We start from the raw sequence: 11,361 nt of genomic DNA, 5'->3' as shown, positions 1-11,361 counted from the left end.
ATGTGCTTGAGACCGTTGACGCCCCAGACGCAGACCAGGCTGGTCAGGATACCGATGATCAGGGCACCGAAGGGACCGACGAGACCGGCACCCGGGGTGATGCCGACCAGGCCGGCGATGGCACCCGAGGCCGCACCCAGCAGCGAAGGCTGGCCCTTGATGATGCGCTCGGCAATGATCCAGGCCACGACGGCACCGGCCGTTGCGATCATGGTGTTGAAAAACGCCAGGGCAGCGGTTTCGTTGGCAGCCAGGGCCGAACCGGCGTTGAAGCCGAACCAGCCCACCCACAGCAGCATGGCACCGATGAAGGTCAGGGGAAGGCTGTGCGGACGCAGGGCTTCCTTGCCGTAGCCCAGGCGCTTGCCGATGACATAGGCACCGACCAGGCCGGCCACACCGGCGTTGATGTGCACCACGGTACCGCCGGCAAAGTCGAGCGCACCGGCTGCGAACAGCAGGCCCGATACTTCGTCCGAACCGTACCAGACCATGTGGGCGATAGGCACGTAGGCAAAGGTGAACCAGATGACGGTGAAGACCAGCACGGCGCTGAACTTCATGCGCTCTGCGAAGCTGCCGATCACCAGTGCGCAGGTCAGCCCGGCGAAGGTGGCCTGGAAGGCGGCAAAGCTGATTTCAGGCACGCTGCCGGCCATGACGAATTCGCTGGTGGCGGGATCGAAGATGCCTTGCAGGAACACGCGTGAGAAGCCGCCGAAGAAAGCGTTGCCTTCGGTGAAGGCCAGCGAGTAGCCGTAGAGGAACCACAGGAGTACACCCAGCGAGAAAACGGCGAGTGTCTGGATCAGTACCGACAGGGCGTTCTTGCTGCGGACCATGCCGGCATAGAACAGGGCGAGACCGGGAACGGCCATCATCAGTACCAGGAGGGTTGATACGCTCAGCCAGGCGAGATCTGCTTTGTCCATGAGAAAATCCTTTTATCTGTCAAATTGCCGTGTCGCCGGTTTCGCCGGTACGAATGCGTACGATCTGCTCGAGCGGCATGATGAAAATCTTGCCGTCGCCGATCTTGCCGGTATGTGCGCTCTGGATGATGGCTTCGATGGCGGGGTCGACCTGATCGTCCGGCACGGCGACTTCCACACGCAGCTTGGGGAGGAAATCGACGGCATATTCGGCACCGCGATACAGCTCCGTATGACCCTTCTGGCGTCCAAAGCCCTTGACCTCGGTTACGGTCATACCTTGCAGTCCGATGCCCGACAAGGCTTCGCGCACCTCGTCGAGCTTGAACGGTTTGATGATGGCAATTACCAGTTTCATGACATTTCCTTTGTAGATCAGGGCATCTGATCCAGTGCGCTCCGGTAGGGAAGCCGGACAGATACATTCGGATTCAAGCAAAAAGCGTGCCAACCCGAAAATGACAGAAAACCGGGGCAGGCTAAAATAGCGACCGGCCTCTCATGGACACTGTGTTGGTGCCTGTGATGCAGACAACCTCAACATGGTGCATGCATGCACTTTTATGGTGCGCATGCCAGGTATCGAAAAGGTGCATGGATGAAACACAGAACGGAATGGTTCGAAGAACTGCAGAAAAATGTCTCTGACCTGATCGCCCGCAGCCCGGTGGCGGATGTCGAACGCAATGTGCGCGGCCTGATGACCCAGGCCTTTTCCAGGCTGGATCTGGTGCCACGCGAGGATTTCGATATCCAGGCTGAGCTGCTGCGTCGCGCACGTGCCGACCTGCAGCAACTGGTATTGCGCGTAGAGGTTCTGGAGGCCAAGTTGGCCGAGCGCCAGGGCGGGGCACCGGCAGCGGCTGTGCTGCCATCGGACTCGCAGGAACAGAAATAAGCAGACGAGAGGCCGTGTGTGCCACCGTGACAGTTATGTCACGATGGCACTGACGCCGAAAGCGGTACGCCGCATACTGGTGCCTGCCATATCGCCAGGAGCCAGTCATGTCACTTGCCATTGTTGCCAGCCGTGCGGTGGCCGGACTGGATGCGCCACTCGTGCAGGTCGAAGTGCATCTGGCGCCGGGATTGCCGCTATTCACGATAGTGGGTTTGCCCGACACCGGGGTACGGGAAAGCCGTGAGCGGGTGCGTGCGGCCCTGGTCAATAGTGGCTATGCCTTTCCGCCAGGTCGTGTCACCGTCAATCTCGCGCCTGCCGACCTGCACAAAGAGTCCGGTCGCTTTGATCTGCCGATTGCGATCGGCATCCTGCTGGCGTCAGGGCAACTGGTCGAGCATCCTGATCGACGGATCGAGCGTTTCGTGCTGGCAGGCGAGCTGTCACTGACCGGGGCGCTGTCACCCGTGGCAGCGGCCTTGCCGATTGCGCTGGCCGTGGCCCGCAGCCAGCCTGCCGCCATATTGATCCTGCCGGCCGGTTGTGCCGGCCAGGGCAGTCGCGTGCCGGGCCTGACGGTGCTGGCAGCACCGGACCTTGCTGCAGTGGCTGCCCATCTTTCCGGGGGCCTGAACCTGTCGCAGGCCCAGGTCATGTCATGTGAATCCGGGATGCCAGACCCGTCGGCATGGCCTTGCCTGTCGGATGTCAGGGGGCAGCCGGCAGCCAGGCGCGCGCTTGAGGTCGCGGCAGCGGGTGGGCACCATCTGCTGCTGTCGGGGGCACCTGGCAGTGGCAAGAGCATGCTGGCACAGCGGCTGCCCGGTATCCTGCCACGCCTGTCCGCAGAGGAGGCGCTGGAGGTGGCAGCGATTGCATGCCTGCAGGGCGATGACATGACATGGGAAAGGCAACGACCATTCCGTGCACCGCACCATGGCACGACGCCGGTAGCCATGGCGGGTGGAGGCACGGGCCCGCGCCCTGGTGAAGTCAGTCTGGCGCATCGGGGTGTGCTGTTTCTGGACGAGCTGCCGGAGTTCCGGCGCGAAGTGCTGGAAATGCTGCGCGAGCCGCTGGAAACCGGCACCATTCAGATTGCACGGGCCCGCGCCAAGGTATCGTATCCGGCAGCCTTTCAACTGGTTGCGGCGATGAATCCGTGCCCCTGCGGAGGTGGACTGCATTGTCTGTGCACACCCGAGCAGCGGCAGCGTTATCGCAGCCGCATTTCCGGTCCGCTGCTGGATCGCTTCGATCTGCTCCAGGCCATGCCGTCTCAGGATGCGGAATGGCTGGCATTGCCGGCAGGCGAGGCCAGTCGCTGCGTGGCGGAGCGGGTGCTGTCCTGCCGGAACAGGCAGACGGCACGCCAGGGATGCAGCAATGCCATGCTGCCTGCAGGCCGGATCGAAAGCCTGTGCCCATTGCAGGCGTCGGCGCAGTCCATGCTGCGCCAGGCGATGCAGCGCTGGCGCTGGTCGGCCCGGGCGGTACACCGGGTATTGCGGGTGGCGCGTACCGTGGCAGACCTGGATGAGCGTGGCCAGATCGACGATACGCACCTGGCTGAGGCAATCCGCTATCGCCGGCCGCTGGTGTCTGCGGATGCGATCGGTTCCTGATCTGTATCGCCGCCCAGGGCTTTGTACAGTGTGACCATGTTGCTGTACTGGCTGAAACGGTTCTGTGCCACGTTGATTTCTGCCGTGCGCCTTTTTTCCTGCGCGTCCAGCCAGCTTCTGAGCGGCACCGCGCCCAGTCGATAGCGAACTTCGTAGAGTGTCTCGGCTTGTTGGGCAGAGGCCAGCGTCCGCTCCAGCAGTTGCCCCTGGCTGGCCAGTTTCAGGCGTGCCGAAAGGGTATTGTCCACTTCGCTCATGGCGACATACAGGGCCTGCCGGAAACCGGTGACCGCCTCCTCGTACTCTGCTTTCGAGGCGGCAATGTTCAGGTTCATCTGGTTCCATTGCAGGAACGGCAGGTTGATGCCTATGCCCAGGGTGGCGACCGGGCTGTTCAGTACGGATGAAAGCGCAGTACTGGAGCTGCCCAGCGAACCGGTCAGGCTGATTGAGGGATAGTAGCTTGCACGGACTGCATCGCTGCTGGACAGGGTACGTCGCAGGCGCAGTTCGGCGGCTTGAAGGTCGGGACGCCTGGCCAGCAGTCCGGCCGGCAGTCCGGGCGCGATGTCGGGCAGGGCTGTATTCGGCAGCAATGCCGGAATGTCGAACTGCCCGCCAGGGGGCGCATCGAACAGGATCGACAGGGCATTCAGGGTTTCCTGGAGGTCCTGCTGCAATTGCTGGTGGCTGGCTTCCTGTCCGTACAGATTCTGTTCGGCCTCGGCCACTTCGAGTGGTGAAACGGCACCCGCGTCGAACTGGGCACGTACCAGATCAAGCGTGGTTCGGGCGTGGGCGATGCTGGCTTCGGAGTTTTGCAGCCGCTGACGGTTGTAGCTGGCCTGCCAGTACAGGTCCATGGTGCTGCCGATCAGGGACAGTTCGGCGCTGCGGCGGTCTTCTTCGGTGGCCAGGGCTTCCCAGCGGGCGCTGTCGTGCAGGCTGGACAGCCGGCCCCAAAGATCCAGTTCATATTTGACGGAAGCACTGGCCGAATCGGATTCGCTCCAGCGTGCCGATTCATCGATACGACGGCTGGTACCGGCCTGTCCGCTGGCAGAGAGCTGGGGCAGGCGATTGTCCTGGGCCAGGCCAGCCTGCAACTGGGCCCGGCGGACGCGGATGGCGGCCACGGCCAGGTCGTTGTTGCGCGCAATGGCCTGTTCGACCAGGCTGATCAGCACGGGGTCATCGAAGCGTCGCCACCAGTCGTGGCCGGTTGCGGCATGTTCCGGTTGGTTCGTTGCGTCGTGCGCAGTGGGTGCCGTTTCTTCCTGCCAGCGCTCCGGTGCCTGGAAGGCAGGTTGCTGGTAGGGCGTGTGGACAACGGCACCGCAGCCGGCCAGCAGCAGGGCGGCAGTCAGTACGGTAAAGGAAGTGCGCAGGGTGGATACAGGCATGTGCGTCATGTCATCAGTCTCGTGCCAGGGCATCGACCGGGTTCAGCCGCGCCGCATTGCGTGCAGGCAGGAAGCCGAAGGCAATGCCGATCAGGGTCGAGCAAAGGAAGGCCGCTACCATCGAGTTGGTGGAGTAGATCATGTTGAAGGTGCCATCGCTGATCTGCGCCAGCAGCGGACCAAGGCCCAGTGCCAGGCTGATGCCCAGCAGGCCGCCGACCAGGCAGACGAGGACGGCTTCGATCAGGAACTGGATCAGGATATCGCTCTGGCGGGCACCGACAGCCATGCGTACGCCGATTTCGCGCGTACGCTCGGTGACCGAGACCAGCATGATGTTCATCACCCCGATCCCGCCGACCAGCAGCGAAATCAGTGCAATCGATGAGATCAGCAGCGTCATGGTCGCCGTCGTGCTCTCGATGGTCTGGCGGATGCTGTCGGTGTTGATGATGAAGAAATCCTGGGTGCCATGGCGGCGCGTCAGCAACTGCGTGAGCGCGGCTTCGGCGTCTTCCATGGAGGTACCGTCATCGACCCGCACGGTGATGCTGCGCAAGTGCGATTGCCCCAGAATGCGGTGCATGGCGGTAGTGTAGGGAATCCAGACGTTGAGCGATTCACTGCTGCCGAACATGCTTGGCTTGGCCTTGACCACGCCGATGATGCGACCAGGAATGGTGCCCAGCATGATGATCTGGCCCAGCGGGTCCTGGTCGCCGAACAGCGTCTTGCGGGTGTTTTCGTCGATGATCACGTCCTGGCTTTGACGGCGCACGCTGTCGGCGCTCAGGCCCACGCCTTGCTGCAGTTCCAGGCCGCGTACGCGGAAATATTGCTCGTTGACGCCATTGATGGTGCCGGTCGCAGAAACGTTGCGATAGCGCAGGCTGGCCGATGTACTGACATTCGGGGTGACGCTGTCGACCCAGGGTGCGGCGGCGATGGCCCGGGCATCGTCCGGAATCAGTGTCTGCACCCGTGCCGAGCGTTCGTCGCCAAACCCCCGGCCCGACATGATGTCCATGGTGTTGGTACCCATGGCATTGATGTCGCTCAGGATGCGCTGGCGCGAACCTTCGCCCAGCGCCACCACGGAGACGACCGAGGCGATGCCGATGATGATGCCGAGCATGGTCAGGAAGGTACGCAGCCGGTGCGCGTTCATGGCCAGCAGAGCCATGCGCAGGGCTTCGCGCAAGCGTTCCAGGCCCCCCGCGCTCCAGGCTGCCGAAAGACCGTGCGACTGGTTGCCTGTCGTGTCGCTGGATGCGGGGGCGTCGCTTTTCAGGGGCTGGGGCTGTTGTGCATCTGCCGGTGTTTCCGGAGTGCCACTCAGAATGGCCTGGTTGGGGTGGTCACCGATGATCCTGCCGTCGCTGATTTCGATGATGCGTCGTGCGTGCCGTGCCACATTCATGTCGTGCGTGACGAGGATGATCGTATGCCCGTCGCGGTTCAGGTCCTGCAGGATGCGCATGACCTCCTGGCCGCTCTGGCTGTCGAGGGCACCGGTCGGTTCGTCGGCCAGGATGACCTGGCCACCGTTCATGAGGGCGCGGGCGATGCTGACACGCTGCTGCTGGCCGCCGGAGAGCTGTCCGGGGCGGTAGTGCAGGCGTTCTGCCAGCCCCAGCCGGTCGAGCAACTGTTGTGAACGGGCATGGCGCAGGGCGGTCGGCCGGCCAGCATAGACGGCGGGGACTTCGACGTTGCCCATGGCGTCGAGGTCGGACAGCAAATGGTAGCGCTGGAAGACAAAGCCGAAATGCTCCCGGCGCAGTTCGGCCAGATCGTCGGGCTGCAGGGTCATGACATCCTTGCCCTGGACCCGGTAATGCCCCCGGCTGGGCTGGTCGAGACAGCCGAGGATATTCATCAGCGTCGATTTGCCGGAGCCTGACGCGCCCACGATCGCGACCATTTCCCCGGCATGGATGTCGAGGTCGACTTCCGTCAGTACGGAGATGGTCGTGTCGCCGGCCGGAAAGTCGCGGCTGATGCCGCGCAGCTCGAGAAGGGCCTGCTTCATGGTCAGAACATCCTGGGACCGCGTGGCCGATTGGCACCAGCGGCGCTGGCCAGGCCACCCGGTTGCTGTACATGCAGCACGACACGGTCGTTTTCCTGGAGTCCACTGGTGATCTGCGCATCGACATTGTTGTTGATGCCGACTTCGACTTCACGCTGCTCGAGGCGATCACCTGTTGCCAGCACGGTGACGCTGGCCTTGCCCTGTGTCGTACCAGGATTGCTCAGTGCCGAGGAAGGGATGAGCAGGGCGTCCTTGGCTTCTCCCAGGATGATATAGACCTGGGCCGTCATGGAAATGCGCAGCAGGCCATCCGGGTTGGGGATGTCGAACAGTCCGTTGTAGTACACGGCGGAACTGGTCGAGGACGAACTGGAAGTCGTGCTGGTGCTGCTTTCGCTGCTGATCGAGTCGGGGGCCGGTTCAACCGAGCGCAGCGTGGCATAGTGGCGGGTATCGGGATCGCCGAGGATGGTGAAATAAACACGCTGGCCAGGATGCACGCGGATCACGTCGGCTTCCGAGATCTGCGCCTTGACGGTCAACTGGTCGAGCTGCGCCAGTTTGATGATGGTCGGGGTCGACTGGTTGGCGTTGAGTGTCTGGCCTTCCTGGGCCACGATGGCGACGACCGTTCCGGCCATGGGGGCCGTGATGCGCGTATAGCCCAGCTTGACCTGGGCGTTGTCGACGGCGATCTGGGCCTGTGCCAGCTCGGCATCGAGTGCCGCCAGTTGTGCCCTTGCCGTGGCCAGTGCAGCCTCTGCCGCATCGAAGTCCTGGCGTGAGCTTGCATTGGCGGCCAGCATCTGCTTCTGGCGGTTGTAGGTGAGCTGTGCTTCACGCTGGGTGGCGGCCTGGGCCTGGCGGCGGGCGCGGACGGTCAGCAGCGATGTTTCGGTGGTGCGCAGTTCGTTCTGCTGGGTCAGCGAGTCGATCTCGGCCACCAACTGGCCCTGTTCCACGCGGTCACCGAGTTCGACATGCAGGGTCTGCAACTGGCCCGAGGCCTGGGCACCGACGCTGACCAGCTTGAATGCTTCGAGTGTGCCGGTGGCGAGCACGTTGGTCTCGATATCGCCGGTTCGCACGGCGGCCGTGGCGGGTGGTATCGGGGGAGCTGACGGAAACAGGACATATTTGCCGACGGCCAGCAGGGCAATGCCGGCCAGCAACAGCAGAATCACTTTCAGACGTCGGGACATGGGAGCTTTCATGGAAAATGGGTCAGATGGCGAAGAGCTGATGGTCAGGCGCATAGCTTATGCGTGCAACAAGGCTCGACAATGCAGGAAATGCGGAAAAATCATGGAGATTAGAGATCGAGCTTGTAGCCGACGCCATAGATCGACTGGATGACTTCGGCCTCTGGACGGATGGCGTTGAGCTTGCGACGCAGATTCTTGATATGGCTGTCCACGGTGCGATCCGTGACCACGCGATGGTCGTCGTAGAGGTGGTCCAGCAGTCTCTCTCGAGAAAAAATGCGTCCGGGCGATTCGGCCAGGGTCTGCAGCAGGCGGAATTCGACCGGTGTCAGGTTCAGTGGCTGCTGGTCCAGCAGGGCCTCGAAACGGTCTGGGCGGATGACCAGCGCCGAAGAAGCCCGGGTCTCGGCAGGTGTTGCATCGACCTGTGCGCGCTGGACCCGTCTCAGGATGGTCTTGACCCGTGCAACGACTTCGCGCGGGCTGAACGGTTTGCAGATGTAGTCGTCGGCTCCCAGCTCCAGACCCAGCAGGCGGTCGATTTCTTCGACGCGGGCGGTCAGCATGATGACAGGAAGGTCACTTTCGCGGCGCAGTTCGCGGCAGATGTCGAGGCCGTCCTTGCCGGGCAGCATGAGATCCAGAAGTACGAGGTCGGGCCGATGCTCGTGGATGGCCGGCAAGGCTTCCAGACCATTGTGGATGGTATGGGTGGCATAGCCACTGGCCTGCAGGTAGTCGGACAGCAGCGATGCGAGCTTGGGTTCGTCTTCGACGATCAGGATCGTATTCATTCGGCATGCGCTCCTGTCTGTGGGAAATCCAGCCGGATGCGAATGCCGCCCAGGTCGGATGGCATGGCACTGATCGCGGCGTCGTGCGCCTGGGCGATGCGCAAGGCCAGGGCCAGCCCCAGGCCGCTGCCTCCCTGGCCCCTGCTGCGGGCGCTTTCGGCCCGGTAGAGACGGTCGAAAATGCGTGGCAATTGCTCTGCAGCGACACCCGGAGGCGTGTCATCAAAGTCGAGCCTGATGACATCGGCATGTACGGCGAGCGTGATGCGCAGCAGGCCGCCGGCATGGGTATAGCGCCGGCTGTTGTCGAACAGATTGTTGAACAACTGTGTCAGGCGCTGGGGATCTGCCTGGATCAATACGGGCTGAGCGGGAAGATTGAGCTGGAGTTCGAGGCCCGCCTGTTGCAGGGCTTCCTGCCAGGCCTGTCCGGTGTGTCGCAGCAGGCCAGCCAGGTCGATGCGGGTCATGCGGTAGCGCAATGCGCCGACATCGGCCAGTGATAGTTCGTGCAGATCATCGATGAGCTGCTGCAGGTGCAGGACCTCGCTTTGCAGGGATTGCAGCGTCGTTGGCGTCAGGCAGCGTACGCCATCCTGTATGGCTTCGAGCTCGCCTCGCAGTATGGCCAGCGGTGTGCGCAGGTCATGCGAGATGTCGGCGATCATGTCGCGCCGCGATCGCTCGTTCTGTTCCAGTGCATGCGCCAGGAAGTTGAAGTCACTGGCCAGTTGACCAAGTTCGTCATGACGCCTGATGGCAACGCGTGTCTCGAAGTGGCCACCCGCCAGTTCGCGCGTGGCCTCGCCGAGCCTGCGTATCGGCAGCAGCAGCATGCGTGTCAGCAGGTAGCTGACCAGTGCGGCCAGCAAGGCGGAAAAACCGATGATGGTCCATCCTGCCTGGAGCTGCTGGCTCCGAAAACGTGTTTCGAGCTGGTCAGGCATGGGGGCAGGCGGCAGGCGTACCAGCCAGCCGATGGTGCGGCCGTCAAGTTCGACCGCAAAACGGGGGGCCTTGGGATCGGCTGGAATATCTTCGGGGGCACCTGCAATCGGATGGCCGGATGTATCCGTCAGGTAGAACGGAGGCGGAGGAGCATACTCCTGATGCGGGCCGCGCAAGGGGGGGCGATGGCCACCGCCTGCTGTATATTCCTCGATGGAAACGGTGCGCAGGATGCGCCACCAGCGCCGGCTGTCGCGTGCCAGGGGGGCCCAGTCACCATGCTCGCGGTAGTACTCTGCCACGACATTGGCCAGCGAGCGGGCGCGCTGCACTTCCCGTTCGGCGATGAAACCCTTGAATCCCTGCTCGAAACTGGTATGGACGGCCAGCCCCATGACCATGGCGATGGTCAGGCAGACGCCGAAGATGGCGATGAAGAGCTTGGCGGCGATACCGGGGCGGGGCAGGCACAATTTCATGTCGACATTATGCATGGCAGACATTTACCCACCCGGTTTCTCCATCAAATTTTCATGATTGAGCCAGCAGCGAGATGATGCTGTCGTATAGATGCTGCGGCTGCTCGACACAGGCGTCGGCCTGCCATTGAACTGCCTGTGTGCCTGCACTGTAGCCATAGGCAACGGCGATGGTACGCATATCGGCTGCCTTGCCGGCCTGGATGTCGCGCAGGTCGTCACCTATATAGATACAGTATGCGGGTTCATGCCCCGCCAGGCGTGCCGCATGCAGCAAGGGCTCGGGATGAGGCTTGATGTGCGCAGTGGTGTCACCGCACACTACGGTACGGCTGCGTGACAGCCCAAAATGTCGGACCAGTGGCAAGGTCAGGCGGGTGGCCTTGTTGGTGACGATGCCCCAGGGAATGCCTGCGGTATCCAGCGATGCCAGCATTTCCGGAATACCGTCGAACAGGGCGCTGGTCAGCGTCATGCGGGCCTCGTAGTCAGCAAGGAACTGGAGGCGGGCTGCTTCGTAGCCGGTGCTGTCCGGTTCGAGCCCCAGCGCGACGCGCAGCAGGCCGCGTGCGCCTTGCGACGCCACTTCGCGCAGTGGCGCGTGGTCGAGTGGCGGCAGTCCTTGGCGCTGGCGCTGCTGATTGGCTGCGGCGGCCAGGTCCGGGGCGGTATCGGCCAGCGTGCCGTCGAAGTCGAACAGGATCAGCGGAGTGGGGGACGTCTGTCGCATGTCAGGCCAGCGGGCGGCGGGTTGCCATCAGATAGTTTACGGAGGCGTCGCTGGAGAGCCAGTAATGATCCGTCAGTGGGTTGTATTCCATACCGGCCAGTTGCTGCAGGTCCAGGCCACTGCGGCGTACGGATTGCGCCAGTTCGCTGGGGCGGATGAAGCTGCTGTGCTGATGCGTGCCTCGAGGCAGCATCCGCAGGATGTATTCGGCACCGACGATTGCGTGCACGAAAGACTTGAGGTTGCGGTTGAGCGTGGAGAAGAACACCATGCCTCCTGGCTTGACCAGGGTGGCACATGCCTGGACGA

Annotated in this window: 11 protein-coding genes; 2 read left to right on the top strand and 9 right to left on the bottom strand. The window is 62.8% G+C overall.

The genetic code is table 11. The annotated features are described in order from the left end of the window. Window positions 1-932: ammonium transporter (locus ABN482_RS01875; RefSeq protein WP_349502398.1), on the bottom strand; the 932-nt coding region annotated here is incomplete at its 3' end. 19 nt (window positions 933-951) lie between these two features. Continuing rightward, entirely contained in the window at window positions 952-1,290 is a 339-nt protein-coding gene (gene glnK, locus ABN482_RS01870; RefSeq protein ID WP_109061658.1) for a P-II family nitrogen regulator, read from the bottom strand. Between the two features lie 240 nt (window positions 1,291-1,530). Between glnK and ABN482_RS01865 the strand changes: the two genes are divergently transcribed. Both ABN482_RS01865 and ABN482_RS01860 read left to right on the top strand, forming a co-directional pair. After that, window positions 1,531-1,830, top strand: a complete 300-nt coding sequence (locus tag ABN482_RS01865; protein ID WP_349502397.1) for an accessory factor UbiK family protein — start codon at window positions 1,531-1,533, stop codon at window positions 1,828-1,830. A gap of 107 nt (window positions 1,831-1,937) precedes the next feature. Beyond that, complete coding sequence (locus tag ABN482_RS01860; RefSeq protein ID WP_349502396.1) at window positions 1,938-3,458, top strand: YifB family Mg chelatase-like AAA ATPase; 1,521 nt, start codon at window positions 1,938-1,940, stop codon at window positions 3,456-3,458. Here the strand turns inward: ABN482_RS01860 and ABN482_RS01855 are convergent. The 7 genes from ABN482_RS01855 to ubiG form a co-directional block, all read right to left on the bottom strand. Then, on the bottom strand, window positions 3,416-4,870 hold the full coding sequence (locus ABN482_RS01855; RefSeq protein WP_349502395.1) for an efflux transporter outer membrane subunit: 1,455 nt from the start codon (window positions 4,868-4,870) through the stop codon (window positions 3,416-3,418). The genes ABN482_RS01860 and ABN482_RS01855 overlap by 43 nt on opposite strands. A gap of 4 nt (window positions 4,871-4,874) precedes the next feature. Further along, window positions 4,875-6,893, bottom strand: a complete 2,019-nt coding sequence (locus ABN482_RS01850; protein WP_349502394.1) for a MacB family efflux pump subunit — start codon at window positions 6,891-6,893, stop codon at window positions 4,875-4,877. Window positions 6,894-6,895: 2 nt separating this feature from the next. Next, a complete protein-coding gene (locus tag ABN482_RS01845) occupies window positions 6,896-8,110 on the bottom strand; it encodes an efflux RND transporter periplasmic adaptor subunit (RefSeq protein ID WP_502877218.1) in 1,215 nt (404 codons plus the stop codon). Window positions 8,111-8,208: 98 nt separating this feature from the next. Next, window positions 8,209-8,895 (bottom strand): response regulator, encoded by a 687-nt coding sequence (locus ABN482_RS01840; RefSeq protein WP_349502392.1) that lies wholly within the window; start codon window positions 8,893-8,895, stop codon window positions 8,209-8,211. Continuing rightward, the gene (locus ABN482_RS01835; RefSeq protein WP_349502391.1) at window positions 8,892-10,346 is read right to left on the bottom strand and encodes an ATP-binding protein; all 1,455 of its coding nucleotides are present in this window, start codon (window positions 10,344-10,346) and stop codon (window positions 8,892-8,894) included. The genes ABN482_RS01840 and ABN482_RS01835 overlap by 4 nt, the downstream gene beginning before the upstream one ends. 28 nt (window positions 10,347-10,374) lie before the next feature. Then, window positions 10,375-11,052: an HAD family hydrolase gene (locus ABN482_RS01830; RefSeq protein ID WP_349502390.1), complete on the bottom strand. Its 678-nt coding sequence runs from the start codon at window positions 11,050-11,052 to the stop codon at window positions 10,375-10,377. Window position 11,053: 1 nt separating this feature from the next. After that, window positions 11,054-11,361: bifunctional 2-polyprenyl-6-hydroxyphenol methylase/3-demethylubiquinol 3-O-methyltransferase UbiG (ubiG, locus tag ABN482_RS01825; RefSeq protein ID WP_349502389.1), on the bottom strand; the 308-nt coding region annotated here is incomplete at its 5' end.

Origin of the sequence: Corticimicrobacter sp., assembly GCF_040137905.1 — a bacterium.
Taxonomy (GTDB): Bacteria; Pseudomonadota; Gammaproteobacteria; order Burkholderiales; family Burkholderiaceae_B; genus Corticimicrobacter.
Note: the sequence above shows the minus strand (reverse complement) of the source record. Positions and strands in the feature narration are given on the sequence as shown.

Excerpts from the sequence above, each read along its gene's own strand:
- ABN482_RS01845 (WP_502877218.1), bottom strand. The coding sequence starts at position 8,110 with ATGAAAGCTCCCATGTCCCGACGTCTGAAAGTGATTCTGCTGTTGCTG.
- ABN482_RS01840 (WP_349502392.1), bottom strand. The coding sequence starts at position 8,895 with ATGAATACGATCCTGATCGTCGAAGACGAACCCAAGCTCGCATCGCTG.
- glnK (WP_109061658.1), bottom strand. The coding sequence starts at position 1,290 with ATGAAACTGGTAATTGCCATCATCAAACCGTTCAAGCTCGACGAGGTG.
- ABN482_RS01860 (WP_349502396.1), top strand. The coding sequence starts at position 1,938 with ATGTCACTTGCCATTGTTGCCAGCCGTGCGGTGGCCGGACTGGATGCG.
- ABN482_RS01850 (WP_349502394.1), bottom strand. The coding sequence starts at position 6,893 with ATGAAGCAGGCCCTTCTCGAGCTGCGCGGCATCAGCCGCGACTTTCCG.
- ABN482_RS01865 (WP_349502397.1), top strand. The coding sequence starts at position 1,531 with ATGAAACACAGAACGGAATGGTTCGAAGAACTGCAGAAAAATGTCTCT.
- ABN482_RS01835 (WP_349502391.1), bottom strand. The coding sequence starts at position 10,346 with ATGTCTGCCATGCATAATGTCGACATGAAATTGTGCCTGCCCCGCCCC.
- ABN482_RS01855 (WP_349502395.1), bottom strand. The coding sequence starts at position 4,870 with ATGACGCACATGCCTGTATCCACCCTGCGCACTTCCTTTACCGTACTG.
- ABN482_RS01830 (WP_349502390.1), bottom strand. The coding sequence starts at position 11,052 with ATGCGACAGACGTCCCCCACTCCGCTGATCCTGTTCGACTTCGACGGC.